Below are 25,129 nucleotides of genomic sequence, written 5' to 3'. Positions count from 1 at the left end.
AGCTTAACTTCACCGTCTTTTATTTTATCTGAGGTAATGCCATTCTCTGCAACTGCAACAGTTACAGGTTTTAATGTCGCTCCTAAACCTCCTAAAACTTCTACCGAATCATCAGCAGCTGTCATGTCTTCGCCTGTTGTGATTGCTGTTGCATCAACAACTAATGCTCCTGAAGCATCTTGAATTAAACCTGCACCCGCAACATCTGAATTGATTTTAGCTGCAGTTACTGCATCATCAGCAATCTTAGCTGTTGTCACTGAGCCTGCACCAAGTTTTACCTCAGTAACCGCACCAGCGTTAATGTCAATTGTTACATCTTTTAGCAATGCTGTAGCTCCATCTGTACTAACAGAAAGGTCTGTTGATGTTAACGCTTTACCTGCAATACTGCCGGATGGAATTGCATTACTAAAAGTAACTGCACCTGTCGCATCAGCAATAGCAATCCTGTCGGCTGCACCGTTATTAGCATTAAGTTTATTAGGTGTTATAGTTTTTACAGCAATATCCTCACCAAGGATAGTACCGTTAAGTATTTTATCTGTGCTTACAGCATCATTAGAAAGATCAGCATTCTTAACCTCGCCGTCTTTTATGTTTTCAGATTGCACTGCGTTATCAGCAAGTTTTGCATTTGTTACTGCATCATTCGCCAGTTTAACTGTCGTTATACCACCGTCAGCCACGCTTATCTGTGCATTTTTAAGCAATGCATCTGTACCGTCATTTACTAATATAGAAACCGGCGTTTCTCCTACCGGTGACGAAAGCGTACCTTTATTTGCAAGGTTAGCTGTGCTAACCGGAAGGTAGCTAACTGTACCATTTCCATTTGAAGTAGCTACAGTACCCACTGCTGCCGAACCGGCATCCAGTTTATCGTTTGTTACCGCTCCGTTAGCAATATCTGCTGTTTTAACTTCGCCGTCTTTAATTTGCGCTGAAGTAATGCTTTCTGCTTTTACCCTAAGGCTTGTAGCAGCAAGAACTGCATCTGTACCACCTACTACCTCTATGGTAGCAGCTGTTCCGTCCGCTGCTGTAAGGTCTTCTTTACCAGCAAGGTTTGCAGTGCTTACAGGAAGGTAGCTAACACTTCCATCCCCATTAGAAGTAGCTACCGTACCTGCTGCAGCTGAACCTGCGTCCAGTTTATTATTTGTTATTGTTTCGTTAGCGATATCCTCGCCAAGTATTGTTCCATCAAGTATTTTATCTGTACTTACTGCATCATGGGCAAGATCTGCATTCTTAACCTCGCCATCTTTAATTTTTACAGATGTCACAGCATCATCAGCAAGTTTAGCAGTAGTGATACCACCATCTTTTACTTTTACGTTTGCCGGAGCAAGAAGTGCGTGTATACCACCTGCAACCTCAACAGAGTTATCGCCCGCGGTAAGGTCTTCGCCTCCAAGGGTAACATCAGTCCCGTCATTATTAGTAAAAGTGTATTTACCTGTAGCTACGTTGTAAGCAAGGTCTGCTTTGCTCACAGTTCCAAGATTAACCCCGTTAGCACCGATAAGAGATACAGTACCGTTTCCGTTATCTGTAAGCGCTACTGTATTTATTTGAGTAGTAATGTTATTATTAACCTCATCAATAGCACCCTGAACGGTATCAGCATTTAATCCTGAAGCTGTATTGTCATATCCAAGAGCCGAAGCATTTGTATTGATAGAACCAAGTACATTACCCGCAGCATCTGCAAAAATGTAGATACCTGCATTTTCTGTAATAACAAGGTTATTAGAATTGATTATCACATCGCTACCGTCGTTGTTGGTAAATGTATAAGTACCATCACCGTTGTTAGTAAGGTTAGCTTTGTCAACTTTTACTTTAGAACCGTCTGCCTTAACTAGTGTTACTTTACCGTCGTTGTCTTCAACAAGCGTGATATTGTTAAGCTGAGTGTTAGTTGTTGTATTGGCAGCTGCCAAAGCATCAATAGCACCTTGTACTGTTGTAGCGCTTATTCCTGAAGCAGTATTATCAAACGGTATGGCAGTAGCCCTTACATCTATAACTGTCTGGATGCCGTCTTCGTTTGTATATGTATAAGTACCATCACCATTATTAACGATGTTGGTTGTAGTCTCAATATTTTGAAAGTCAATAGTCGTGCTTGTACCGTCGGTGTAGTTAATTGTAAATGTACCGTCACCATTGTTGACTGTAGTAGTGATACCTTTACCATCTGTACCGTTTACTCCGGCAGCACCATCTGCTCCTTTTAGAGAAGCAAGAAATTGAGCTTCTGTACCTGTATTACCTGCATTAAGCCAAATTTGGTAAGCGCTTAGTCCGTCTGTACCCGCTGCTCCGTTTGCTCCTTTTAAAGAATCAAGGAACTGAGCCTCTGTACCTGTGTTACCTGCGTTAATCCAAATCTGGTAAGCGCTTAAGCCATCTGCACCATTAGAACCAATCACACCATCTGTTCCTGCAGGACCCTGAGGACCTGTAAGGTTAGATGTAGTAAATGTAGTTCCATCTGTATACGTAAATGTAATTGTACCGTCTCCGTTATTAACTGTAGTAGCGATGCCCACCCCCTGAGCACCCTGTACACCCTGCGCTTTAGTAATAATAGTTTGCACACCTGCCTCATTTGTATAAGTCATTGTACCATTACCATTATCTACAAGCGTAGTTATAGTTTCTGAATTTTTAACCAACGCGTCGATATCTATAACCGTATTCTGTCCGTTCTCGGCAGTATAGGTTAATGTTTTCGCTGTTGGGTTATAAGCAAGAAAAGTTAATGTCTGATGACCCGGAACATCTATAGTAGTTGTCGATCCGTCAGGATTTACATAAGTATATGTACCATCACCATTATCAATAATAGGGCTAGAACCGTTTGGCCCGCCTGCAGCGAGATCTGCATCATTAATAAGCCTGTACCATTTGTTTATATACCAGTAATAGTATCCCGGTTTAATATCTGCACTGGTAGAAACGTTATAGACTAATAAACTCTGCACGTTTCCGGCAGTAATTGTAGTTGTATCAGTTGTACTTGTTAACTGAACCTGTGGAATCAAAACACCTCGATCCTGAGAAACAATCTGTAATTGTGCCGAAGGACTAGGATTTGATGTACCTATACCCACCTGAGCGCTTACTGCGTAAGCACCTAAAAGTGTCAACATTGCAGGTAAAAGTTTTTTCATCATCATTAAAATTTAATTATTATTTGGGGGTAATGCTAATTCTAAATTTTTTTATTCTTTTTCAATTTTCTGCATACAAACAGCAATCACATCAATGCGTAAAACGCTTTAACATAACATAAACTAAATAACAAAAAATTGCCCTGGAGTTTCCTCAGTCCCTTAGCAAAGGATATAGTTACCTATATCCAAATACCATCTGTAAGACTCTAAATCTGATTTTTCATCAACCGTTAGGCTAGGCGAAAAACCAGAAACAACTGAAGGAAGGGTAGAAATAAATAAAGCCCTATCCGTATTTGCCAATAAGGCAGGATAAAGCTGAACGCCATGAGATGACGAAATCTGACCTTTATTCAAGATTGAAATAAAGAGAAATAAAAATAGAATAGTATACTTTGGGGGCAGCTTACTGTTCATTTTAATTAAATATTATGATGCAAAGGTGCAACTATTTTCTTAAATACACGTTAATTTTTTTGAGAAATTTTTACAATAAAAAATTTTACAGTAAAAAACCAATCTCTCAAGAGCTCTCAAAACCACTATTTTAAGCGGCCGATAGTAAATCTACGACAAAAAAAGAGTTATGGTTTTGTTAATTATAATTATTTTTAGATTTTGTATTATTTTGAGCATATTCTTTAGGTGTCATATTCGTAAAGCTTTTAAAGTGCCTGTTAAATGAAACCTTCGAATTAAAACCGCTTTTAAAAGCGATTTTCTCTATAGATAACGATTCTTCATTGTTTTTTAATACACCTTTTGCATAAGCTATACGATATCTGTTGATATATTGATTGAAATTCTCTCCTAAATGCAAATTAAATAATTGCGTCAGGTGATGCATCGGCAATTTAATTTTTTTTGCAAGCAGTTCGAGAGTTAGTTCGTTATCAAGATAAATTTTTTCATAATTTATAAGCCTTTCCAGCTTTTGTTTGTAATCATCCAGCAGAGCAGCCGATAAAGCCGACTTAGTATATTTTTGAGCAGGAACTCCAGACAATCGGGACACGCTCTGACTTTCATGATCATCTTTATCGATTCCTTTACCAACATCATTAATTACACTCAACGAAATAACATCTATAATTGCAGGTTGTTTAACATTGTCAGTAAGGTTTTCGATAGTATACACAAATGCGAGGATTACAGATGCAAATATTCCGGTATATAGCACAAGCATAATTATATCTCCCTCAATATTTTTACCCAGAATAAGGCCTGCAATTGCAGCACCTGCAAAGATAAGGCCCATCAGCACCATAGAAAAAGCCCCCGTTTTGATAAGCTGTAAAGTTAAGCGGGTGTCTACCGCTTCAGGTTCAGATTGCAGCATTTCCTGCATAGTCCAGAAGGCGTAACTAAATAGCGTTATTACTACTGCTGCGCATTCGGTAACATAAAATACATAAAAATCTCTATTACCTTCCTTTGAATGGATTATAACCAGTGTATATATAAGAGTAAATAAAAGGACAGGACTAAAATGATGAAATACTTCATTTCTTTTAAATCCTTCTTTAGTCAGTGATTTTATACCTGCATAAAAGAAAGGACCATATCCAAATACAAAAGGAAGGGACACAATCTCAATTTTATGTAACAGCGATGTTTTCAAAGAAATTACCGAGAATGCTGCGTGCAAAAAAACATATAAAAGATAAAAACAGCATACCCTGTCAAAAGGAGAATCTACGCCTTTTTTATAGATAACATACCATGTGATGAGCGATAATGCTGCGGTGCTGTATAATATATATTCAGTCATAAAAAATTTAAGTTGAGGGAATTATAAAAAACGTAATTCTTTACACTCCACAAATCGCATCAATCTATTGCGCAATACCTTGAACTTTATTGCAGTTACAACCAACGATTTATTGATTCATTAAACCACAAAGATATTATTTAGAAAAATTCCTACACTATCAAAACATCTCCATTTTTGTAGAATTAATTCTACATATTTATTTCTTTTCGGTTTACTATATTTGACCCCACACCTCCCCCATCCAATAATGACCTCTTCAAATTATTTCTACAATTCGCTTTTTGTTCTATTGTTTATAACCTTAACCGGATATTCACAGGATAAATACCATCTTACCTGGTATTCTGCAGACAGTAACCACTTACCACAAAACAGTGTAAAATCTATTACGCCAGACAAACATGGGTTCATATGGCTTTCTACAGAGAATGGCGTAGTGCGATACGACGGGCAAAACTTTAAAAATTACAATAGCGAAAATGTAAAAAACATACTTGCTAACCGCATGATGTTCTTTTTTGGAAACAAACAAAAAGACAGCATTTTTATATTCAACGAAAAGAAAGAAACGCTGCTGATAAATAAAAGGAATGTGTATAATCGCGAAATTGATTTGTACACAAATTTAAATTGAATTGTACACATTTTGGGCAAATTGGGCATTTTCTTTGCTTACAACTTTTTCAGCTATTACCGCCGTTTTATTGCAGCTCTTACAATTGCTTTCCCATCTTATTACCGTTAGTGTTATAACCTTGCGGCTTTCTACATTTTCACTACCGCAAGTCTCACAAAAATCGAAGTCCATATTATCTTAAATTACGGCGCAAATATACACCATTTAAACACCCATTAAATGATGTTTAAGCGCCGTAATCTTCTTCCTGTGCCTTTTTACGCATTGCTTTTTCATATTCTTCCATTTTCTTAGCTTCAAAATCGCGTTGTTCCTGTGTGCCTTTGTTTTGATTATACCAAGCCCGTTCAGCCATTGTCATTTCGCTGTATGCATGCAGTTTTTCGTTAGCAACTGGTTTTGGTTGTCTATCAGCTTTAACTTTAGTAAGCAGTGTAGCAAAATCACCCTGCATTGCAGCTGTATTTAAGTGTTGGTATTTACGATTGTATGAGCGTTCAAAAATCTTTTTTTCGCCATCGTATATAAAGCCAACTGTCATACCATTAATGCGTTTAGCAGTTAACTTCAGTCCTAAGCTTTCAGCCATTACAATATTATTGTCTATAAGTGTTGTAAGTTCACTTAAAGTCATATTTCCGGATAAGATTACGTCATACAAGTTCATGCTCCAAATGTAAAAACACCCTCAAAATTTTGATGTAAGTTTAGGGGTTTTTTTATGTAAGATTTAGTTAAATATTTCTACTAAATATTTGGTTAAGTCATTGACTTTTTGTACTTTTATATAGTGAAATTGAGGTTAAACGTTGAGCGAGAAAGTCGCCTGTTTTCCCTCAAGCAATTTCTTTGTATTCTCTATATTGTTCTCGTATATGTGTACGTTACCTAAAAAAAGCGTTATACACTTGAGTTTACAGCCAATCTGCTTAGCTATAAGATACAAATGGTAAATATCCGAGGGCAAGCCAAGGCTTGCGTCTGAACTTCGCTGATATGCGCTTAAAATGAGTTTTCCATTTTCTATTTGGAATTGTATTAAGCTGAGGCACGGCTGTTGATTGCTCTCAGTGTTGTTACCGCCTAAGAAAAGCACATAGTTTTTAGAGTTCCTTTTCTCTTTATTGATTTTCTCAATAAGCTTTGGCAACTGCTCAAAGTATGTCGGGTAGCTATTTACTAATATAGGCCCGCAATAATCCCACCACGATATACCTATTTCACGGTAAGCCTCTGTAGAGCGTTCGCCTGCCATAAAGAGCTGTAGCTCATCTTTGAGTTTCTTTTTAGCCAGTGCATGACCCTCAAATAATTCCAGTAGGTCAATTGGCTTTAATTCGATGGCCTGATTAACCAGGTACTTGATAGAACCCTTCTTATTTCTTTGATCTTTTCCTTTCAGCATGATCTTACTGAGCATTTGATGATATTTATTCATATTCGATTTTGATTGATGATTGATGATGATTACATTTGCAGCTCTCACGATACTTATAGATACAGCAAAGCCACAATCAAGAAGACTTATGTCCTCCGACTGTGGCTTTGTGCTATTAAAAAGTACCGTGAGAAGTTTTTTTTAATTGTCGGAGGGCTCTTTTTATCCTTGCCCTCCATAGGATTACAACTGTGCCGATTCTTTCGGCTTGCGCTTACGCTTTGTTACAGCATTTACTTTTGGCGGTTTACTTAAAGTGGTTACCATCACCGTTACGATCAATGCTGTAAAACGGAAATATGATACTGCCGTATTTGGCAATCCCACTTCCTGAGCAAAAAGCTCAAAGCCGTGTAAGCTCATTTCTAAAATTCCCGATACAACAAGCAGTATCGGCAAAATCATTTTTTTAAGATTTTTCATGTGTTATATTGATTAATTATATACTCTTACTTCAAAGACTGAACCTGCTGAAAGCAAGCCGTCTTGTGTTGAATTTCCATTGTTGGTAATGAGTGTGACAGTATTTCCATCGGCGTATGCTGCTCGATAAGCTAAATTTGTTGTTGACAAGCTCGACCACAAACCATTCACAAAACAGGCCGTTTTTTGAGCAACGAAGCCATTGTTGTTTAAGTTTAATCTATACTGACCAGTAGACGAATAACTCCAAGTCGGCGAACCTCCTATGGTGTTTTCAAGTACATTAGCCACAGGTGCGTTAGTTCCTGATTGCGTAATTAAAGCAGTATATACTTTATACGGTCGGCCTGCGGTTGAAAGAGCTGCATCCATCTGCCCCTTGTTTACCGCTTTGTTAGATGCATCTGCATCCGGCACTATTACAGGATAGTTAAAAGCTACAGTTCCTGACGGCACAACAAAGAATGGAGTAACACCCTCCGTCACATTATTTAAAGTGAAATATCCTTCATTAACTCCCGCTTGGCCAGATGATAAAGTCCATACTTTACCATTGGGAGCATCATTCTTTATCCCTATTTTTGTAGTCCCTGCATTGACTGTACCTGACCCAAATAATGCATGCCCATTAACATGCAGCATCCAAAGAGGATTATTAGTGTTAATGCCAAAATACCCACTTGGATTCATTCGTAGTCTCTCTGACCCACTAGTATAAACTATAAAATTTTCTGCGGAAGCGGCGAGAGCTGTTCCTGAAGAACCCCCTGACCAAGTTATACCCCCACCATTTGGAAAATTTACCCCGTTAAGATTTGCCCCACCAATGCCATCATAATTTATTTGTGCCGAACCTGCTTGCAGTACTCCTGAAGCAAAAACGCTATTTGGTATTACGTTACCTGTCAGAGTTAAAGAACCTGTTTTTGTTTCATTTCCAGTTGTGTGTATCACATTAGCGTCATTTGCTTTAGCGTTTACCCCTAAAGCATCAGCAATTGTTGCAGGAGTGGCGATATTCCAAGTTGTATTATTTGATCGCCTTATCAAAAAGTTTCCTACGTTAGCAGTATTTACGAGCGCATCTGCATACTGATAGCCTCCCAATCCATTGGAATTCCCCGAAACTATATTTGCCCATGTTCCTGTAGAATTATCTCTCACGGTATTTGCCACCGTTGATAGTGCATATTTTCTACCAATATTGTTACCGTCTATACCCATAAAGGCGTTTAATGTGCCGCCCTCAAAGCCAAAGTCAGCACCTATACCGCCAAAATTAGCCGTAGAGCCTGACGATGTCGCGGTCGTTGCGCTTCCTGCTGAATTAGCAAAAGTTGCCGTTGTCGCATTACCTGTAATACCAATAGGCCAAGCTGTTCCGGTTGCATTAGAGCCGTCTTTATTTGCTTTCCCGTCAAAAACTTGCTGTTGTGGTGTACTAACAGGTTTCACACTATCCGGTGTATTGTCTACAAGTGCTAAGCCTACATCACTTTTGCTAATTGTAACCGCTCCTGTCTTGCCCGCAACACTAGCAACCTTACCTGTTTGGTCGAGTTTCTGCCACAATGAACCGTTTGATATTACCCAGTCGCCTAAGTTAAGTGTAAGCCCTACCTGTGTACCTGCAACGGCAACAACCCAATACTTACCCTTGTTGGTTGTAGCAGATGGCAAAGCAGGCGAATTTGTGGACGCATCATAATTTCCTTGATAATTGACAGCCCCTAAGATCGCATCAGGCAAATTGACTGTTGATATTTTAGCATTGGCATCAAGCAGCGGTACACCGTTTGCCTGTCCTAAACGTGATGCATCAACAACGTCAACCCATCCGTTGCCATCATTAAACTGTAACCTATTGGTTATGCTGTTAAGCTGAAACCTACGCCTGCTTTGCAAGTCAGGGTATTTTGCGGTGGTGTCGCCTTCAGGTAGGAGCATCGCTCCATTTGCTCCAAGCACACCGTTGTATATAGTACCGGTTGCATGACTACCTGTAGTTATAACTTTCGGATTCTGTCCAAAAGATATTGCTGAGATCAGCAATAGTGTACATAAGATTCTGTTTTTCATTATAATTTGGTATAAAATATTAAGATTTTTACGTTTGCTGTAAAAGGATAACCGGAAAGAGTACCAGTTGCCGGGTCAAAGTCAATTCCTTCTGTTATCATTTGGTTTTGGTACCCCACACCGTCAAGCTCCGCCTCTATGAGTTCGGGTATTATTACTTCATTAGTTTCTGTATTTGGAGTAAATGTTGTATACCTGTACGGGCTGTACACCTTCTCAAATAGTTCGGCATGTGCGTTAGGGTCTGTAAGGTGTCCGGTAAGCTGTGCCTTTTCTGCTTTCGCATTTAAAATGTTTAGCAGATTCTGCACATTTTCAATAGATATTTCATCTTCTTTATGTAGATAAGAATCAAGCATCTCCCAAAACTGTTGTTGCGTTGGCTTTAAATACCTTTTAAACCACTGCTTTATATCGTTTCTGCTTGTCATACTATCCTATAAATTCGATAAACATTACTATTCGGTAAGGGTTGAGCACATCTACATTTCCCGATGTGCTTGGTGTGAGTGATGCTTTTCTTAACGATTCAAAAAATTCGGCATTTTCATGATTGCCACTACCAACGATTAATTTGCCACCGTCACCAGTATCGGCAGAACCTCCTACACCGTAACCGGATATAGGTATATTTACGCTTACCGTCCTGTTTTTTGCTCCGCCAGTTTCGCCAAGCGTATCAAAATCGGCATCGTCAGGATTCCAACCCATAGCCAAACGCCCGCGCCAGTCAACAACTTCAGCATAACCCGGAGGAATCTGATTTGCAGGTTTACGCCAATGGAACATACCGCCGCCCGCCTGAAAGATTGCCGTCTTTTTTTCAAGATCGGCCACACGAAAAATTAAAGCGTTAAGAGCTGTCAACGCCGCTTTTTCGTCAAGCTCTGCCTGTATAGAACTGGTTACTTTACCTCTTTTGAATGTTGACCATGCATAAGAAGGCAATCCTGTACCAAACGTTATATATCGTTTGTGGTGCAATGGCTTGACCTGACCGTTTTGAAATTCTACATTTGTAGGCTCATCAACAATTATAACATTAGCCTGAACTACACCGCCTTTAAACTCGTATATTTCACCGTTTAGGCTTACAACACCATCGCTAATAGTGTTGCCAAACTGTAGATTACAGCCCGAAATAATTGCCCTGGTACCAACTATGTTAGCCAATGCATTAAAGATGCTGTAAGCGTCCTGCATTTCCTGTAGCCGTTCCGCTTTCAGCGGCACACCGCCAGTTTGTACAAAATTTGTCTTATTCATACTATTAGTTTATTATCATGATGCTGTAACGGGCACCGCCTTCTAAATAAAATTCAATGTGTCCTTTAACTGCATAAAGGCTATTGCTATAAACCTCCTGTGGCACATATACAATAAAATCAAGTCCAGTATCAGCGGTTTCCGCTTCGGTTCTTAACCATAATGTGCCGTCTTCCGCTTCTGTGTGTAAATCCTGTCGTTGGGCTTCTGCTTCAGTATGTATATAAAGCGTGTCATACAAAAGCCCATTGCCTATATATATTCTTCGTTGGGAAGGGTCAAACTTATCGTTAAGCGACTTCCTTAAATAACAGACCTGCCCAGTATGCTCAAGCTTATAAATGTTTTCAGTCCTGAATAGGTACCAAGCGTAATAAAGTGTGTCTAATGGGTTCAAAAGAGCCCGTATATATGCAATCATCTCGCGGGAACGTTCAGCCATTGGCAGAAGCATTATTGCGTGCTGATTAAAATTTATATTACTCCACATAGGTTATATTGAGGGTTTCAACTTTAAAATATCCACTTTCAGCTATCTTAGAAATATTGATTGGCTGCGGGTCTCCATAACCGTTCAGGTCGGGGTTAATCCATGAGCTTTCGGCACTTACTAAAAACGGGTCAATAACACCATGAACCTTTTGCAGTTCATCAACCAGTTTATTAAGGAATAATTCGCCATTAAAGGGTAAATTTTTCTGATAAGCTGCAATAGCCTCATTAACCGGATAATTGGCATTAATCCTACTCATACCATTCTCATTCAATATTTGTGCATCCCGTTTTATTATCCATGTTAGATAAAGGCGGTCAGGCAGGTAATTAATAACAGTTACCTCACGAGGCCATTTGAATTCTTCAACATAGGCATCAAAAGCATCCTTTTGCTCATCTGTTATAGGTTCTAAGCCGTCAGCTCCTTCACCCGCAATTTTCAATATTACCCTGCTACTGTTTGGAGCTCGTAAGGCAGTAGCATACTTGATAACCTTTGAGGCTTCAATTTCCTCATCTGTCAAATTTGTATTATCGTAATAGTCGTGGTCTGTAACAAGGTTATAGCCATATTGGAAACGCTTAGCCATTTCCCGATACCAGGGCAATGTACCCGCCTTTTGATTGCTCAATTTTGTTGTTACTTCCGCATTATGTTGGTCAAAGAATGTTTCTAAAATCCAAATAGCAACTGCAACAACGTATGTCATTAGCCTGTATTTAGCCGACCTGCTTGAAGACGTTAGTACTGTTGATAAAACTTCATCAGCCGCGATACGGCTAAGCATGTCATCCTGTATTTGTGTTATTGTCCTTGCCATTTTATTGTACTATAAAGGTTCCTTCAATGCTCATAAAATCAATGCCGTCAGGCTCTATATTAAGTTCCGTTATTCCGGTTGCAGGCAATACTTCCTTTGCTTTATAAAAGTTTAAGATATCGGCATCAACGGGAGCATCAGCCGGAACGTCCAACTTTGTGCCTGGTACCAACTCTGAAGTAATACTTATACTATTTGCTAAAGCAATAGCAAAAACCGCCGAGACAGTTCCGCAATGCTGTAAGGCAAAATCATAAAGCGTTTGGTTATGTAGTACGGTTTGCTGCATTTCTCAAAAGTTTGTTTTCCCGCTTCAGTTCAGTTATTTCCTGTTGTTGAAGCTTTATTTTTCTATCCTTAAGCCTGATTTCTTCCTCAAGCAGCTCAACCTTCCGGTTGGTCATTTCTTCAAATTCTTTGTATCTTTTTTCGTAACGTTCAGTTAGGTCATCCAATAACTTTATATGGTGATTGCTACGCTTTATATCATTATCGATTTCAAGGCCTTTTGCTTCCGCTAAGCTTTTCCTTTTACCTGCTTTATAGGCATAATGCCCTGTAGCGGATGTAGTAATAATGCCTGCTATAGCAATAAAAAATTCTTTCATATCAGGTTATTGTATGTGTAAATTCTCCTGTCACTGGCCCGCCGCCCGATGGAGCTATTAAGCCTGCTGTATATATAATTTTCGCTTCTTTAATTTCATCGATGCAAGCCTGTGCAATACTTTGTGATATCCTTTCTAAAGAAGCGTTTGCATCTTCTTCCTCTGTTTGTTCAGCTTCAAAAGCTGCCTTGATCTTGTTTTTTAACCGGGTAACATCTAACATTTAACTATCTTTTAAAAAGTCTTTAAATCGTTCCTCTATAGCCGTAAATTCAGGTTCATTGACCAGTTTTATAGTAGGGCCGTTATTGGTTGTAAAAACCATTTTCTTACAGGCTTTTATAAAATCAATCATGAGCTTTTGCATAGTCTCATCATTCTTTTTCATCAAAAAACCATCTGTGTCAACCTGTAATTGCACGCCTCCTACACGATAATCAAGGCTTTCTATTTCAGAATAAGTTTCTACATAAAGGCGTTTCAAATCTTCCATTACAGGGCTTACCAGTACAGAACTGCCAACCTTTGGAAAAAGGAAAAACCTTTTGTTGTTGCCATCGACTACCGCCGAAAGCTGAACGCCTGTGTAATCAATTTCATCATCGTTTACAGTACAAGTGCCTTTTTCTTTGTCTACTGACTTTACAGTAGCGGGGAACGTGTCAACATCCCTTTGTTTGAGCTTTCTAAACGCGTCCTGTAATTCCTTTTCCATTATAGTTTATTCCCTAATGATACTTTCCTTCTTGCGCCTCCGGTACCGAAAGTGGTTACTACTTTTTTTATGAAATAGCTACCTTCCCGATTCGGGTGCTCCTTATCAATTATTTTTGCCTTCATGCCTCTTGTAGCATAAGGAATAAGGAAGCTTGTAACATCGCCGTCAAAGCCGTCATACTTCAGTTTTTCAATTTCAGCTTTTGCCATTTCCCGCAACTTAGCTTCATCAGATATTACCGATGTATGGAAGGTTCTTTGTTCGCCATCTGCATCACCTTCCTCAATACTTTTCTTTTTATTATCAGGGCCGATATAAGTGTACTTTACTTTTATCTTACGTTCGTCAGCACTCTTAAATTCAAGCCCGTTATCAACCAGGTTATAGTTAAGATCATATTGCACTTCCTGCCCTATGTTAGTGAGTTGCTGCAACCCACAATAAAGCTTTCCTTCATCATTTATAAAGACGGTCATAAGAAGATCTTTTTTAAAGCTTTCTAAAACCTGTGCACCATTAGCCCCTTTTATTATCCACTTTTCTAATTGGATGGAAGGAATATTTTTTGCAAGCTGTATAGGTGTATCTTTAACGACTTCCTGTAAAATTTCCTTCATTGTCGTTTTATCCCACGACTTCGTTATGTTTTTACGCCTAAGCTGCCACATGGCATCTTCACAATGTATTTCAATCGGAATCTTTGGACTTACCTTTTTCACATATCCGGTAAATTCCACACCACTGTATTTACCCTCGTATGAAAGCGTGATTGTAACAGGATCACCCGTCTTTATCACATCTTCAGTATATTTCAGTTCACCATTTTGCTTAACCTTGAATCGGGTAGGCAATTTGATGAGTGCTGTATCTCCAAGTTCTTCAACAGATTTTGTTATTTCAACATCGTGTATAGTGTTGAAAACAAAATCGCCGATCTCTATTTTTCCGTCTAATACAAACATTAGGTAGTTAAAAAATTTGTTCTGTCCTTTTCTTTAAGGTCAGCGTAAAAGTCCTGGTCACTTACGGCAGTGATGGTGTACTTTTGTACTCCCTGATATCCTGCCATATCATCCCAAACAATATCTTTAAGTATAAGCTTACGAACCTCGAAAAGTTCTAAAAAAGGATTGCTTACAACTTCAAGCGCGTCATTTATTTCAAACATCTTTTTCAGGGTGTCAACCTGATCAGATGGGTAACTGTCTAAATCATCTTCATCAAGGCATACGCCTCTAATGGAAATTTGGTAATCTTCAGTGCAGATGTATTCTTTCACCATACCTTTTCGATATTTACCAACTGTGGCCGTCTCAACAATCGTTTTTGATAAACTAAGCGATATAAGCGGCTCGTTAGGGAACTTAAATTGCTTACCGTTGTATGATAGGGTAAGCGTTGTGAAATATTTTTGACCAAGCTTAATCCCAATATTCTTAAGGCTTGGTAATACCAGTTTTGTTTTATTGTTTTGCCACCATAGCGGGAAGGCAGGGCCCACATAGTCAAAGTGGGCTTTTGCCGCAAGCTCTTTTATATCAAATGTTGCCATTATCCCGTTTGCATTTGGTTTACGCTGTTAACAGCGCGTAATATCATTTCTTGTATCTTTTCACCCATTTGGTCAATGCCCTTTTCGGCTTTATCTACATAGATTTTTGTGTCATCCTGTAGCTTATCAATGTTTATGGTTATATGGGTCATTTTAGCCCCGCCCGAAACAATTGAATCACCTTTGGTTTTATCACCGTCTTTACCCTTGCCTTTGGTTAAGCTTTGATTTTTCACAAAATCGTCATAAGCACTGGTACCCGCATTGGCTTTAGGGCTTCCGCCGAATTTATCTTTAAGAGCCTGAAAGTCTTTTTTGATGCCTTCGGTATCAACTTTGATACCTACCTGACTAAATTCTTTTTTGGCATTAACGGCAGATTCAACCATCTTTTTGTAACCGTCCGAAATGGACTTCTTACGGGCTTCAGTATCGGCGGCTATCTGTGCAAGCATCTTTTGGTTCTCATCACTATCACCCATACCAACAGCCTCTTTAAAGGTGTACCAACCTTCTTTGATTTTATTAATACCAATCATGATACCCTGGACTACCAAATTGAAATTGGCACGTACATAATCGGTATAAGCCTGCCAAAGAAACTTTGCACCGTTTACGGTATGCTTCCAAGATTCGCCCCAACCGCTTGTATATTTAATTACCATTCCGATAACCATAATTAGCGCCATAATACCCAATACAATCCACGTAACCGGATTAACAAGCATCAGGGCGTTATATACCCCAATAGCATTGTTCCAAACCCAATAAGCAGCCGCAACGACTAATATGATATCAGCGTAAGGCGTTAGTATTTCAATCAGGGCGGTAAGGCCTGTAGTAAGCCAGTCAACAATTAAAAGAACCCCCGCCATAGCATTACCGAAACCAGTAATGATAGTACCAACATCATCAAAGCCAAAAGCGGCCTGAAGGAATGCCTGAACCGCATAAACAACGGGCTGTAACATACTCCATAAGATTTCAAACCACATGGTAATATCTGCTATGTGAGCTTTTAAGAATGCTATCCCCTGGCTTAGCGTTTCGATGACCCAAATAAATAGGCCACCTGATTCACCGCCAACAGCAACAAGTAAGCCGTCCCACTGGTCTTTAAGATTTGATATCCTACCACCTAAAGTTTTTGATATCGCTTCCATTGACCCGGCAACACCTTTCATGTTACCGTATTCCATGATAGCCTGTCTTATAGCCGCTGCATTATTTTGTACTGTCCTGGTAATACCCTTGAATGAAAAACTAACCTGATCACCTGCCTTTGAAGCCTTGATACCAAATTCTTTCATTCGCTCAAATTCCCCGCTTTCTGCATCAAGTATCGCCTCTGTTAACTGGTCAAAGCCTTTACCTTGCGATGCAGCGAGATCACCCATTTTACGAAGCTCATCTTTAACGGGGTTGAAGCCACGATTAACGAGCTTAACAAATGCCCCTGTGAGTTCATTAAGTTGGTAGGGGGTTTCAGCGGCAAACTGTGTCAGCATGTTCAATGCACCCTCACCAACATCCGCCGACTGAAAAGCGTTAGTGAGGACGGCACTGAATTTTTCATATTCCGCCCGCGCCTCAACAACCCGGTTGGTAAATGACCAGATTGCCGCAACTGCAAAAACGCTTACTATAATATTCTTCAGCTTACTCATGGAAGAACCCATTAAACCCGCTGTTTTTTCAGTATTACGCATAGAGTTATCAAGCCCGTTAACACCCCTTTGTGTCAAACCGACAGATTGCGCTATTGAGCGCAAACCTGAACTGGCGTAATCTTTCATTCGGACTATAAACTCGTAGGCGTTCATGTTGTAATTTGTGAGGCGTTTTTTTCTTCGGTTCTTATGAAGTGCAGAATCATTATATCTTCTGCCCAATCTGAATCAGAAAGTTGATCAGGGTTAGGATTATGCATGTAGTATTTTAAATACCCGTTGTATAACCCAATTTTGAGATTATCAGCTATATCAAAAGCGGAAGCGTCATCGGTATCGATGACGGCTTCCTTTAAAGCTTTTTTAGTATAGCTACCTTTTGGTTTTGCAGGCGTTCCATTGCCTGGTATAATGGGAATCGGATAGCCGCATTGTTCTTATCATCAAAAAATGCATCTTTTTCCACGCATACCATTTCAAATAGCTTTTCCTGTGTAACAAAAGGTTTGTTACTTGGGTTTTTCTTTTCCGCTATTCTAAGGTCTTCCCTTGTAATGACCCTGACAACACAGCGAGCCTCACCGATTTTAATTTCGGTTTGACGGCCTTCAAGTGTTGTGGTTTCAGCATCATCATAATTAAAGAACTTGATTAGCGATTTTCTTGCAGGTAGGAAATATTCATCATTAGTTTTGATGTCGGTGTCACCACCAATCCATAAACTGGTTAACATTTCTTCCCCAAAGGCGATATCGCCCTCATTTTGCATAGCAGTAAATGCCCTTTTAAAATCGGTCATTTTAGGGTCGCGCAAATAAGCCTTTTTATCATCTACGGGAAATTCCCATACATCGCCATATTGCGCCTTCCAATCCTTGATTTGTTTTTCGTTAGGTGTCATATTATTGTTGTGGTTTTAATCCTGTAAAAATGAATGGTAGTTCTACAAGCATGTTTTTATCACCTTGTTTCAAACCTTTCTTAACCTCTGTAAATTCACAGTTAAGTAGAATGTCTGTGACTGCCTGCCCACCATCTGCGGGTACATAAGTAACCGTTGTGGTAAAATTGAGTGCAAGGATATCCTTATTAGGTGCATCCCTGGTCATTGCCTCAAGCTCACTTTGCCAAATGGTTATTTTTCCTGAATAAGTTTTGTTACCCCTTAGTACAGCATGCGGGTCAGCTCCGCGCCCTCTTAGCACATCCTTTTCCTGTGCCGCTGTATATTCAACTTCGGTAATGCCATCAAGAATCCTACCCCCGTAAGCGATAGCAAGGTCTTTCCAACCGTATTGTTTGGTGCTAAAATCCGCCATGTTATTCTATGTTAGTTGTAAACCCAATGTTTACGATTATGTAATCTGAATAGCCTACGGGAAGTAATTGCAGGCCTACGTTAAAGTTTCCGGTAGTTAAGATGTTTTGATTTGCATCGATAAACACTTTCACGTCAGATAGCTTGCCTTCAGCTACCATAAGGTTTCTGATTTCGCCATCAACATTTTGTTGCCACGTCTTGATAATAGCAGGGTGTATTGTTCCTTCCTGTGTAACTGGCACTTCGTCAGAAAGTTCTTCAACAAGTGTGTTATAAGCAAGCAATACAGCCTCATCCATTACAAGACCACGAGCCAAAGAATTAAAGTCATCTGAAGTAGCCGTTAGGGTGCAATCGCTCGTGAAGTAGTAACCTGAACGCCCTGAAAAACTACGTAAGAAGATATAATGCTTATCATGGATGGCATTCCATCCGGTAGCAAGTGACTCAACAGGGTTACCATTTGTAAAATACGCCTGAAGGTTATCTACAGGGCCATCTTTAACCCTTGATAGTTTTCTCTGTGACGGTATGCTTGCCAGCCTTCCTAATATAAGGCCAATAGATGCTTCTTTTGAGCCATCCGTATTACCTATAAGCATTGCCACGTGATTAAACGCTTCGGTATCGTAATCTTTAAGATCAGCGATAGTACCGCTAAACTTATTACCGGATATTAAAATACGTACATAGTTATACCTGGTTGAAAAATCTGCCGCAAGTGCTTCCGCTTTGATAGCCGCTAAATGCGCATCTGCATCCAAACCGTTGGTAATAACTTCAGCAGCCCCCGACTTTTTTAGTAGTCCAAGAACCCTGACTTTACCGCCTGCATCCGCTAATAGCTTTGCCCCGAAAAGCTTTTCTTTATCAGCCATGTCTTCCATTGTAACGGCAGCACCTGCGAGCATAAACCAAAGTTCAGCACCAGTTTTAGCCATGTCATAGAAAGCCTTGATATGCCTGTATGCGAAAGCGTTTGTGCCAGTCTCATCTATACCAAGCGCAACGGCCTCCGGTAAAGAGAAAATCTGATACGAATTACCAATGGTAACTTTACCCGCACCCGCAACGGTTGCACCCGTCAATACCATTCCTGGTATTTTCTGAATATCTGCCTGTGATTGGCCTAAACCATCTTTAGCAATGTTGAACGTGATATTAGGTAAGCTCATCTTCTTTAGGTTTTAGGATTTGGAAGCAAAGGATAAGGCCGACAGCGACACCGATAATTGCGGCACATAGCATATCAAGCCATGTATAACCTGTGGTTTTTTTATCCGTTTTTTCCGAATTGCTTTTTTGGTTATTAGATTCCTTTTGAAACTCTGATTTTATTTTTGCGACAATAGCAAGGCTGTCACAAGTGGTTTCTACCCGGATGGTATCACGTATAACCGATACTTTGGCGGTTGCGTTGCCACTCTTTTGGGTAAAAACTTTAGGCTTTGTAACACCGTTTAAATCCTGTTTAAATACCAAATCTGATAAAGGGATTGTAAGTGATGTTTCTGACTTGGGAGCATAGAGCGTGGTGTCTCTGTAAGTCTCCTTTTTTTCTGTGAGTGTTTCTGTTGAAGTTTCAGTTTTTTGAACTTCCTGCCGTGCTACACGGCAGGAGCTCAAGAAACAACTAAAACAAATCAACACTACTATCAGGATTATTTTTCTAAACATTTGCATATTCGGGTTTAGCATCGAAACAAGGACAGGCCTTTGCGACCTTTGGAAAATCCCTATGCCCCTGAACGATTGCGTGTGGAAAAAGTTTTTTGTGTTTTTTAACCAGGTCTAACATTGCCGCCTTTTGTTCAGGTGTCCTGTTATCAATTGGTTTATTTTTTTTGTCAACCCCGCCTATATAACAGATGTTGATTGTTTGGGAATTGTAACCGGCTACGCCGTTTGATACATTTTCAATTGGCAGAAGGTTGTGGACTGTGCCGTTAGCTTCGACAATAAAGTGATAGCCAGGCATTGACCATTTAAGAACTTCACGCCAATACTTTTGTATGCTTTCTACTTTTGCGCTTTGCGCTGTGGCGCTGCAATGAATGGCTATAAACTTTATTTGTCTCATGCTTTTATTCTTCAGTTAATTCTTCTTCTTCCTGAACTTCGATAAATACAGGATTTTTATGCGAGGTTGCAATTTCATCTTCATCTAATGATTTTGCGTGAGCTGTAGCGTCTTTCTTTACCTCGAAAAGAAAAGCATCCGTTGTACTATACACTACTTTCTTCTTAGGGTTTTCAGCAAAGTATGTTTCAACTTTGCTTTCAACCTCTGTTTGTTTCTTTGCCATGTATTACAGGATTACGCCTAAATATTTAGGGTTATTAGCACGTACTTTACCTACAAGAGCTCTTTGAGCGAATGAAATTTCATCAGCTTGAGAAGCTGCTGAACCTAATGTTGCATACATTTCAGTGTCACCAAAACACCTGAATACTTCAGTAGAACACCATGTGAAAGAAGATCGTTTATCTGTCGCCTCTTTTACAGCCCCGTAAGGCTTTTTAGCATTAGCTGCTGTGTAAAGAGGGTTTTGGCTGTAACGGAATACTTTAAAGCCATACATTTTACCTTCATCAAGAATTTGTTTGTAAAGCTTTTTATCTTCTTTCTTGATACGGGCCATGTGTTCGGCAGAAAGACAGATGTTAAGATCATCAACCATATCAAGGCTGTTATAAAACGCCTCCATATCAATGATTGCATCGATAACAGAAGCATCGGCAGCAATAGGCATGATCTTGTTAAATTCGTTATCAACTGAAGGTGTCCAAGCATAAGCAGCTCTTTTACCAAGATTTTTAGCTAACGACGTTTTATGCCTTCCTAAGATGGATTGACGGCGGTTATACTGCAATTCGACCTCCTGTAGTTTTCTGTGTCGTGTCCTATCAGTAGAATAGGTTTTTAATACTACCTCACCAGGTACATCACTGATATCCGCAATTGGCAAATCATCTTCATTGCCTGCAAAATAGTCTTCGTGAACATCCGGCTCAACACCTGCTTCTGCAAGGTGTAATTTGTTATTATCTACATACTCCGATAAATCGACTGATGCGAAAACAAAACTTGTATCAGGTATTGGATTTTCTTTAATCCCGGCAACCCAAACTTCTTTTTGTAAACCTGCCATTTATATATTTTTTATTTGTTAATGATTACTTTTTTTCGGTGTAACGTTTACCATCCGCATACTCTTTGGCAAGCTTTGCGTATTTTTCAGGTTCGTTATCCCTGATACGTCCAAGCTCAACCACGTTATGTTTTTGTAGGTAATCAAAGCTTTGCTCTGAATCCGCTGCACCGTTAGGTGTTGTGTTGGATTTAAGTACAATTTCTTTGACGCCTTTGTGCGTTTCGCCCTGGTTGTTTTCTGCCTCCTTATCCGATATAAGTTTAGATAGGATTGCTTTTTGTCCTTCATGGTCACCCTCAAAGGCTTTAAGCTGTACCGATTTTAAACTATCAGGTATAAGGCCAAGACTTACGGCCTGATCTACAAGTGCTGTAGCTTCAGTTGTCAAAATGCTGTTTAACTTGCCTGACAACTCAATAACTTTGTTATCGGCGTTAGTTTTAGCCAACTTTAAGGCTGTCACTTCTTGTAAAACACTGTCTTCAGTGCTTTCAGCCGTCATGCCTAAAGCAAGGGCTATCAATGCTATTTTCTGCATATCTTCATTATTAGGATTGTTTACTTTTTTAAGGCCAATAGCGTTAGCGCTTTTGGATAGCTTAAGGGCATCATCATTACCCCCGATATCAACAATTGATATTTCTACAAGCTTACATTTGGTTACAGTCTCGTAAACCTGACCCGGCAAAACATCTTCAGCAGCATTTGAAGTAGCAACCACATCAGCATACATTGATGCCATACGGATAAAACCACGTTCCACTTTGCCCGCAATCTTTTGTGCGAATTCGTCTTTTTCGTCAAATTCTACTTCGGCGATAAGCTGGTTATTTTCAACATAGAGTTTTACACATCGGCCAATTACCTCACTGCCTCTGTTTTGGTAGTTATCCCTTACATGCATAAATAGCACAACCGGGTTTCTTAAGTATTGTGTATAGTCAATTCCATCCGTTAGAATTCGGTAGCCTACCTCATTCACATTTTCGGTATTGACTATAAACTTGTGTGTCATAATTATTCTGTTTGGGTTAACGTTTGATGAGGCAAAATTGTAGCGTTTTCAGGCTAAAAAAAAATTGCATTCCAAGCGTTGTACCCAGTAAAAACAAAGGTTGTACGGTTTTTTAACAAGCTTTGGAATCCGTTTTTTTTGGTTACTCGTTAAAGTCGAATTTTGCCTCATGACAGATATTTTAAGCAACGAAAATGGAAGCCTTGCCTTTAAGGATGGTGACTTTGCAACGGGCTTTTCAGAGAACCAACATCAGCACGATATACTACTTGCAAACAAAGGCGAATACAAAGAATTCCCTGAAATTGGGGTTGGCCTGATACAGATGTTGCAAGATGACGAATACACCGATGTGTTGATTGAGGCAAAGAAGAACCTGCAATATGACGGGATGGAAATAGACAATATTACTATTGATGAATACGGTAAGCTAAATATTTATGGAAAGTACAGCCAATAAAAAAGGCCGCATGAGTGCGGTAGAGCGTGATTTTAAAAAAAGCCAGGGCAAAGAGCTTTTTGTAAAAGGTTTCTCAATAACAAATATATCAGAGATTATAGGTGTAGGTATCAAAACCTTATCCGGTTGGCGCGATGATGATGATTGGGATAAAGAAAAAGAACTACATAATATAAAGCCTTCCGAAATAAAAAGGCTGATACTTGCTTACGTTCGTGATATTAAAAACGGGGAAACTCCACTTTATAAAGCAGATGATCTTGCTAAGATATCGGCAGCATTTGACCGTTTAAATGACAGCCGTAAGAAAGCCGTACATACTATGGAAAGTTTTGACGGCTTTTCTTCCTTCATGATGCTAAAAGCTGGTAATGCTACTGGCAAAAAACGTGAAGAGCTTTTAGAAACTCTTAAAAGTGTAAGGGTGTTTTTTGATCTATATGTAAACGAATTGCTACAGCATGACTAAGACCGATCTAAAAACAGCAATGGATAACTATTTTCTTGAATCAAAGAGAATACAGGCCTTATCTTATAATAGTTTAGTAAAGGAGACTACAGAGGAACAGGAAGCACGTATAAAACACCTGTTAAAACCTGAAAATTACTTAGAGTATTTTGATTATTACTATGGTGTTAATTCAGGCCTTTCATTAGCTGATGCTCCCTGTGCTCAATTTCATCTTGATAGCTATTTGAAGGTTTATTACAATAAGTTCATTAAACAGCAACGCCGATGGTTCAGGGGCGGTGCAAAATCAATACATACCAACGTAGGGAATGTTACCCACCTAAAGCAAAACGATGAGCTCTTTTTTGGACTAATTGTAGGCAAAACGGAAGGACACGGTAAATTACTTTTATCGGATTTGCAAATGCATCTTGAGAGTAACGAACGCTTCATTAAGGATTTTGGAATCCAGATGCAATATGGTTCTTGGGCTGATGGTGAATTTGAAACTAACGACAAAAGGTTTTTCATGGCGTTGGGTCTTAATCAGGCATTCAGGGGTTTAAGGAAAGGAGCATACAGGCCTGACTTTGTTTCAATGGATGACTTGGAAGATCGTAAACAGGCAAAAAACAGGGAGCTGACACAAGAGAATGTGCAAAAGCTTACTGGTGACTTGGGTAAAGCGGGTCATAAACTAAGATTTAGACAGATAATGGCTAACAACTACATCGTTAAAAACGGTATAGTTGATGGCTACGCTGAAAAAAATAAGAAGTCATCGAACCTTCATATAATGACTGTCAACCTATGTAATGAAACTACGTTTGAACCAAGTTGGCCGGAAAGATACAGCGTTGAAGATTGCATAAATATTGTCAATGATACAGACTACCATACATCGCAAAGGGAAGACTTCAATAACCCGGTTGAAGAAGGTAAGCGTATTAAGAAAGAGTGGCTACGATTCAAGAAAACACACGGTAACACAATCTTTAACGGACTTATTGAATTTTGGGATTTGTCTTACTCAGATGATGGCGACTTTAAGTCTGGCATTCTTCTTTCTTTAGAGTTGGGGCGTGCCCACGTACTTGAATTATTCAATAGACAGTGTTCAAGGCCTGAAGCAATGGATATGCATTATGAGTGGCAAAAAAAATATAACAGCAAAGGTATGTCTGTAATATCATTTTATGATGCTACTGCCGCGCAAAAGGTAGTGTATGAACCTGATTGGCTTATTGCCTGTGAAGAAAATAACGCAGCAGATATACCTTTCCCAGATCACGCATCGGGAGATAAACATGATAGGATAGACGCAACACTTACAGGAGCGTTTAAACGGGGTTTAATCACCTTTGATGAAAGAATACAAGATACTAAGGATTGGGAAGACGCAGAAGCCCATATACTGGCTTTTGAAAAGGGTTGTAAAACTCCTGATGATATTCTTGATGCGTTAGAAAATTGTGTGCGTAAAGGTCGGGTTTTATTCGGGTACTCACAGAAAGAAGATAGTAACCAACGGCCACTTATAGGCAAACGAAAATCTAAAAGACGAGTATGACACCACGAAAAGAAATATTTGATATAACAAGGCAGGTTCTTGAACAAATTACGCAATTGGAACTTATTGACCTATACCGTAACCAGTTTGGAGGGGCAAAGGAAACCTATCCCCAATACTGGACGGCAGCACTTATAAAGGTTAACAATATCCAATGGGAAGATATGGTAAACCAAAGGCAGGAAGGCACTGTAACGGTAGATATATACCTCTACACTAAAGACGGATGGCTTGACCAACACAATACCACTGCCGATGCTCAAAACGGTTTGATTGAAATTAATCTTATTGATGAAATCGTGAACAAATTACAGTCACAGCAAGGCACACAATTTAAACCCCTGCAACAAACCGACGATGTTATTGAAGATAACAGCCTTGAGGGGATAATGAGTTACAGGCTAAGCTTTGAAACCAATGTTTACAAACAGGTAAACTACCCATATACTAACCGCAAAATAACTATATCATCTTAGCTATGGCATTTT

General features: G+C 39.4%; 31 protein-coding genes. 5 read left to right on the top strand and 26 right to left on the bottom strand.

The features are described 5' to 3' along the window. Both R1T16_RS17590 and R1T16_RS17585 read right to left on the bottom strand, forming a co-directional pair. On the bottom strand, positions 1-3,185 hold a 3,185-nt coding region (locus R1T16_RS17590), incomplete at its 3' end, for a hypothetical protein (protein WP_317502446.1). A 598-nt stretch (positions 3,186-3,783) separates the two neighbouring features. Continuing rightward, a complete protein-coding gene (locus R1T16_RS17585; protein WP_317502445.1) occupies positions 3,784-4,959 on the bottom strand; it encodes an AraC family transcriptional regulator in 1,176 nt (391 codons plus the stop codon). 250 nt (positions 4,960-5,209) lie between these two features. On the opposite strand from R1T16_RS17585, the gene R1T16_RS17580 reads away from it, so the two are divergent. Further along, positions 5,210-5,596, top strand: coding sequence for a two-component regulator propeller domain-containing protein (locus R1T16_RS17580; protein ID WP_317502444.1), 387 nt, complete (start codon positions 5,210-5,212; stop codon positions 5,594-5,596). On the opposite strand, the gene R1T16_RS17575 is transcribed toward R1T16_RS17580, so the two are convergent. The 24 genes from R1T16_RS17575 to R1T16_RS17460 form a co-directional block, all read right to left on the bottom strand. Next, positions 5,588-5,770, bottom strand: coding sequence for a hypothetical protein (locus tag R1T16_RS17575; protein WP_317502443.1), 183 nt, complete (start codon positions 5,768-5,770; stop codon positions 5,588-5,590). The genes R1T16_RS17580 and R1T16_RS17575 overlap by 9 nt on opposite strands. A 55-nt stretch (positions 5,771-5,825) precedes the next feature. Further along, the gene (locus tag R1T16_RS17570) at positions 5,826-6,266 is read right to left on the bottom strand and encodes a hypothetical protein (RefSeq protein WP_317502442.1); all 441 of its coding nucleotides are present in this window, start codon (positions 6,264-6,266) and stop codon (positions 5,826-5,828) included. A 135-nt stretch (positions 6,267-6,401) separates the two neighbouring features. After that, positions 6,402-7,019 carry a thymidylate synthase gene (locus R1T16_RS17565; protein ID WP_411162043.1) on the bottom strand — a complete coding sequence of 206 codons (618 nt, stop codon included), beginning with the start codon at positions 7,017-7,019 and terminating at the stop codon, positions 6,402-6,404. Between the two features lie 201 nt (positions 7,020-7,220). After that, positions 7,221-7,460, bottom strand: coding sequence for a hypothetical protein (locus tag R1T16_RS17560; protein ID WP_317502440.1), 240 nt, complete (start codon positions 7,458-7,460; stop codon positions 7,221-7,223). A 12-nt stretch (positions 7,461-7,472) separates the two neighbouring features. Beyond that, positions 7,473-9,539 carry a hypothetical protein gene (locus R1T16_RS17555; protein ID WP_317502439.1) on the bottom strand — a complete coding sequence of 689 codons (2,067 nt, stop codon included), beginning with the start codon at positions 9,537-9,539 and terminating at the stop codon, positions 7,473-7,475. Next, complete coding sequence (locus tag R1T16_RS17550) at positions 9,539-9,970, bottom strand: hypothetical protein (RefSeq protein WP_317502438.1); 432 nt, start codon at positions 9,968-9,970, stop codon at positions 9,539-9,541. The genes R1T16_RS17555 and R1T16_RS17550 overlap by 1 nt, the downstream gene beginning before the upstream one ends. A 1-nt stretch (position 9,971) precedes the next feature. After that, the gene (locus tag R1T16_RS17545; protein ID WP_317502437.1) at positions 9,972-10,805 is read right to left on the bottom strand and encodes a hypothetical protein; all 834 of its coding nucleotides are present in this window, start codon (positions 10,803-10,805) and stop codon (positions 9,972-9,974) included. A gap of 4 nt (positions 10,806-10,809) precedes the next feature. Then, entirely contained in the window at positions 10,810-11,247 is a 438-nt protein-coding gene (locus R1T16_RS17540) for a hypothetical protein (protein WP_317502436.1), read from the bottom strand. A 37-nt stretch (positions 11,248-11,284) separates the two neighbouring features. Continuing rightward, positions 11,285-12,121, bottom strand: a complete 837-nt coding sequence (locus R1T16_RS17535) for a nucleotidyltransferase (RefSeq protein ID WP_317502435.1) — start codon at positions 12,119-12,121, stop codon at positions 11,285-11,287. 1 nt (position 12,122) lies between these two features. Next, entirely contained in the window at positions 12,123-12,410 is a 288-nt protein-coding gene (locus R1T16_RS17530) for a hypothetical protein (RefSeq protein WP_317502434.1), read from the bottom strand. Then, a complete protein-coding gene (locus tag R1T16_RS17525) occupies positions 12,388-12,729 on the bottom strand; it encodes a hypothetical protein (protein WP_317502433.1) in 342 nt (113 codons plus the stop codon). The genes R1T16_RS17530 and R1T16_RS17525 overlap by 23 nt, the downstream gene beginning before the upstream one ends. Position 12,730: 1 nt before the next feature. Next, a complete protein-coding gene (locus R1T16_RS17520) occupies positions 12,731-12,952 on the bottom strand; it encodes a hypothetical protein (protein ID WP_317502432.1) in 222 nt (73 codons plus the stop codon). Next, positions 12,953-13,444 (bottom strand): hypothetical protein, encoded by a 492-nt coding sequence (locus R1T16_RS17515; RefSeq protein WP_317502431.1) that lies wholly within the window; start codon positions 13,442-13,444, stop codon positions 12,953-12,955. Beyond that, positions 13,444-14,409 carry a late control protein gene (locus tag R1T16_RS17510; RefSeq protein WP_317502430.1) on the bottom strand — a complete coding sequence of 322 codons (966 nt, stop codon included), beginning with the start codon at positions 14,407-14,409 and terminating at the stop codon, positions 13,444-13,446. Before R1T16_RS17510 ends, R1T16_RS17515 begins: the two co-directional genes overlap by 1 nt. Further along, a complete protein-coding gene (locus R1T16_RS17505; RefSeq protein WP_317502429.1) occupies positions 14,409-14,999 on the bottom strand; it encodes a DUF6046 domain-containing protein in 591 nt (196 codons plus the stop codon). The genes R1T16_RS17510 and R1T16_RS17505 overlap by 1 nt, the downstream gene beginning before the upstream one ends. Next, positions 14,999-16,822 (bottom strand): hypothetical protein, encoded by a 1,824-nt coding sequence (locus R1T16_RS17500; protein WP_317502428.1) that lies wholly within the window; start codon positions 16,820-16,822, stop codon positions 14,999-15,001. Before R1T16_RS17500 ends, R1T16_RS17505 begins: the two co-directional genes overlap by 1 nt. A 199-nt stretch (positions 16,823-17,021) precedes the next feature. Beyond that, positions 17,022-17,570, bottom strand: a complete 549-nt coding sequence (locus tag R1T16_RS17495) for a hypothetical protein (RefSeq protein WP_317502427.1) — start codon at positions 17,568-17,570, stop codon at positions 17,022-17,024. A 1-nt stretch (position 17,571) separates the two neighbouring features. Beyond that, on the bottom strand, positions 17,572-17,988 hold the full coding sequence (locus tag R1T16_RS17490; protein WP_317502426.1) for a hypothetical protein: 417 nt from the start codon (positions 17,986-17,988) through the stop codon (positions 17,572-17,574). Position 17,989: 1 nt separating this feature from the next. Then, the gene (locus R1T16_RS17485; protein ID WP_317502425.1) at positions 17,990-19,165 is read right to left on the bottom strand and encodes a DUF2586 family protein; all 1,176 of its coding nucleotides are present in this window, start codon (positions 19,163-19,165) and stop codon (positions 17,990-17,992) included. Beyond that, complete coding sequence (locus tag R1T16_RS17480; RefSeq protein ID WP_317502424.1) at positions 19,152-19,667, bottom strand: hypothetical protein; 516 nt, start codon at positions 19,665-19,667, stop codon at positions 19,152-19,154. The genes R1T16_RS17485 and R1T16_RS17480 overlap by 14 nt, the downstream gene beginning before the upstream one ends. Continuing rightward, a complete protein-coding gene (locus tag R1T16_RS17475; RefSeq protein WP_317502423.1) occupies positions 19,660-20,070 on the bottom strand; it encodes an N-acetylmuramoyl-L-alanine amidase in 411 nt (136 codons plus the stop codon). The genes R1T16_RS17480 and R1T16_RS17475 overlap by 8 nt, the downstream gene beginning before the upstream one ends. A 4-nt stretch (positions 20,071-20,074) precedes the next feature. Then, complete coding sequence (locus tag R1T16_RS17470) at positions 20,075-20,296, bottom strand: hypothetical protein (protein WP_317502422.1); 222 nt, start codon at positions 20,294-20,296, stop codon at positions 20,075-20,077. A gap of 3 nt (positions 20,297-20,299) precedes the next feature. Next, positions 20,300-21,142 (bottom strand): hypothetical protein, encoded by an 843-nt coding sequence (locus R1T16_RS17465; RefSeq protein WP_317502421.1) that lies wholly within the window; start codon positions 21,140-21,142, stop codon positions 20,300-20,302. A gap of 25 nt (positions 21,143-21,167) precedes the next feature. Then, on the bottom strand, positions 21,168-22,160 hold the full coding sequence (locus R1T16_RS17460) for an HK97 family phage prohead protease (protein ID WP_317502420.1): 993 nt from the start codon (positions 22,158-22,160) through the stop codon (positions 21,168-21,170). A gap of 169 nt (positions 22,161-22,329) precedes the next feature. On the opposite strand from R1T16_RS17460, the gene R1T16_RS17455 reads away from it, so the two are divergent. Genes R1T16_RS17455 through R1T16_RS17440 form a run of 4 tightly spaced genes read left to right on the top strand, consistent with a single transcriptional unit; the run spans position 22,330 to position 25,117 of the window. Beyond that, positions 22,330-22,620, top strand: a complete 291-nt coding sequence (locus tag R1T16_RS17455) for an oxidase (protein ID WP_317502419.1) — start codon at positions 22,330-22,332, stop codon at positions 22,618-22,620. Then, positions 22,601-23,089 (top strand): terminase gpP N-terminus-related DNA-binding protein, encoded by a 489-nt coding sequence (locus R1T16_RS17450; RefSeq protein ID WP_317502418.1) that lies wholly within the window; start codon positions 22,601-22,603, stop codon positions 23,087-23,089. The genes R1T16_RS17455 and R1T16_RS17450 overlap by 20 nt, the downstream gene beginning before the upstream one ends. Further along, positions 23,082-24,641: a hypothetical protein gene (locus tag R1T16_RS17445; protein WP_317502417.1), complete on the top strand. Its 1,560-nt coding sequence runs from the start codon at positions 23,082-23,084 to the stop codon at positions 24,639-24,641. The genes R1T16_RS17450 and R1T16_RS17445 overlap by 8 nt, the downstream gene beginning before the upstream one ends. Continuing rightward, positions 24,638-25,117, top strand: coding sequence for a hypothetical protein (locus R1T16_RS17440; protein ID WP_317502416.1), 480 nt, complete (start codon positions 24,638-24,640; stop codon positions 25,115-25,117). Before R1T16_RS17445 ends, R1T16_RS17440 begins: the two co-directional genes overlap by 4 nt. The last annotated feature ends 12 nt before the right edge of the window (positions 25,118-25,129 follow it).

It is taken from the genome of Flavobacterium sp. DG1-102-2 (assembly GCF_033042555.1).
GTDB lineage: Bacteria > Bacteroidota > Bacteroidia > Flavobacteriales > Flavobacteriaceae > Flavobacterium.
The sequence above is the reverse complement of the archived record's forward strand: the minus strand, read 5'-3'. Positions and strand labels throughout refer to the sequence as shown.

Coding starts and splice junctions, on each gene's coding strand:
- R1T16_RS17550 (WP_317502438.1), bottom strand. CDS start 9,970: ATGACAAGCAGAAACGATATAAAGCAGTGGTTTAAAAGGTATTTAAAG.
- R1T16_RS17540 (WP_317502436.1), bottom strand. CDS start 11,247: ATGGCTGAACGTTCCCGCGAGATGATTGCATATATACGGGCTCTTTTG.
- R1T16_RS17470 (WP_317502422.1), bottom strand. CDS start 20,296: ATGGCAAAGAAACAAACAGAGGTTGAAAGCAAAGTTGAAACATACTTT.
- R1T16_RS17505 (WP_317502429.1), bottom strand. CDS start 14,999: ATGGCAACATTTGATATAAAAGAGCTTGCGGCAAAAGCCCACTTTGAC.
- R1T16_RS17455 (WP_317502419.1), top strand. CDS start 22,330: ATGACAGATATTTTAAGCAACGAAAATGGAAGCCTTGCCTTTAAGGAT.
- R1T16_RS17545 (WP_317502437.1), bottom strand. CDS start 10,805: ATGAATAAGACAAATTTTGTACAAACTGGCGGTGTGCCGCTGAAAGCG.
- R1T16_RS17565 (WP_411162043.1), bottom strand. CDS start 7,019: ATGCTCAGTAAGATCATGCTGAAAGGAAAAGATCAAAGAAATAAGAAG.
- R1T16_RS17440 (WP_317502416.1), top strand. CDS start 24,638: ATGACACCACGAAAAGAAATATTTGATATAACAAGGCAGGTTCTTGAA.
- R1T16_RS17585 (WP_317502445.1), bottom strand. CDS start 4,959: ATGACTGAATATATATTATACAGCACCGCAGCATTATCGCTCATCACA.
- R1T16_RS17490 (WP_317502426.1), bottom strand. CDS start 17,988: ATGGCGGATTTTAGCACCAAACAATACGGTTGGAAAGACCTTGCTATC.
- R1T16_RS17480 (WP_317502424.1), bottom strand. CDS start 19,667: ATGTTTAGAAAAATAATCCTGATAGTAGTGTTGATTTGTTTTAGTTGT.
- R1T16_RS17530 (WP_317502434.1), bottom strand. CDS start 12,410: ATGCAGCAAACCGTACTACATAACCAAACGCTTTATGATTTTGCCTTA.
- R1T16_RS17525 (WP_317502433.1), bottom strand. CDS start 12,729: ATGAAAGAATTTTTTATTGCTATAGCAGGCATTATTACTACATCCGCT.
- R1T16_RS17520 (WP_317502432.1), bottom strand. CDS start 12,952: ATGTTAGATGTTACCCGGTTAAAAAACAAGATCAAGGCAGCTTTTGAA.
- R1T16_RS17485 (WP_317502425.1), bottom strand. CDS start 19,165: ATGAGCTTACCTAATATCACGTTCAACATTGCTAAAGATGGTTTAGGC.
- R1T16_RS17510 (WP_317502430.1), bottom strand. CDS start 14,409: ATGTTTGTATTAGACGGAAAAATAGAGATCGGCGATTTTGTTTTCAAC.
- R1T16_RS17555 (WP_317502439.1), bottom strand. CDS start 9,539: ATGAAAAACAGAATCTTATGTACACTATTGCTGATCTCAGCAATATCT.
- R1T16_RS17460 (WP_317502420.1), bottom strand. CDS start 22,160: ATGACACACAAGTTTATAGTCAATACCGAAAATGTGAATGAGGTAGGC.
- R1T16_RS17515 (WP_317502431.1), bottom strand. CDS start 13,444: ATGGAAAAGGAATTACAGGACGCGTTTAGAAAGCTCAAACAAAGGGAT.
- R1T16_RS17465 (WP_317502421.1), bottom strand. CDS start 21,142: ATGGCAGGTTTACAAAAAGAAGTTTGGGTTGCCGGGATTAAAGAAAAT.
- R1T16_RS17570 (WP_317502442.1), bottom strand. CDS start 6,266: ATGAACTTGTATGACGTAATCTTATCCGGAAATATGACTTTAAGTGAA.
- R1T16_RS17580 (WP_317502444.1), top strand. CDS start 5,210: ATGACCTCTTCAAATTATTTCTACAATTCGCTTTTTGTTCTATTGTTT.
- R1T16_RS17445 (WP_317502417.1), top strand. CDS start 23,082: ATGACTAAGACCGATCTAAAAACAGCAATGGATAACTATTTTCTTGAA.
- R1T16_RS17495 (WP_317502427.1), bottom strand. CDS start 17,570: ATGACACCTAACGAAAAACAAATCAAGGATTGGAAGGCGCAATATGGC.
- R1T16_RS17500 (WP_317502428.1), bottom strand. CDS start 16,822: ATGAACGCCTACGAGTTTATAGTCCGAATGAAAGATTACGCCAGTTCA.
- R1T16_RS17560 (WP_317502440.1), bottom strand. CDS start 7,460: ATGAAAAATCTTAAAAAAATGATTTTGCCGATACTGCTTGTTGTATCG.
- R1T16_RS17575 (WP_317502443.1), bottom strand. CDS start 5,770: ATGGACTTCGATTTTTGTGAGACTTGCGGTAGTGAAAATGTAGAAAGC.
- R1T16_RS17475 (WP_317502423.1), bottom strand. CDS start 20,070: ATGAGACAAATAAAGTTTATAGCCATTCATTGCAGCGCCACAGCGCAA.
- R1T16_RS17535 (WP_317502435.1), bottom strand. CDS start 12,121: ATGGCAAGGACAATAACACAAATACAGGATGACATGCTTAGCCGTATC.
- R1T16_RS17450 (WP_317502418.1), top strand. CDS start 22,601: ATGGAAAGTACAGCCAATAAAAAAGGCCGCATGAGTGCGGTAGAGCGT.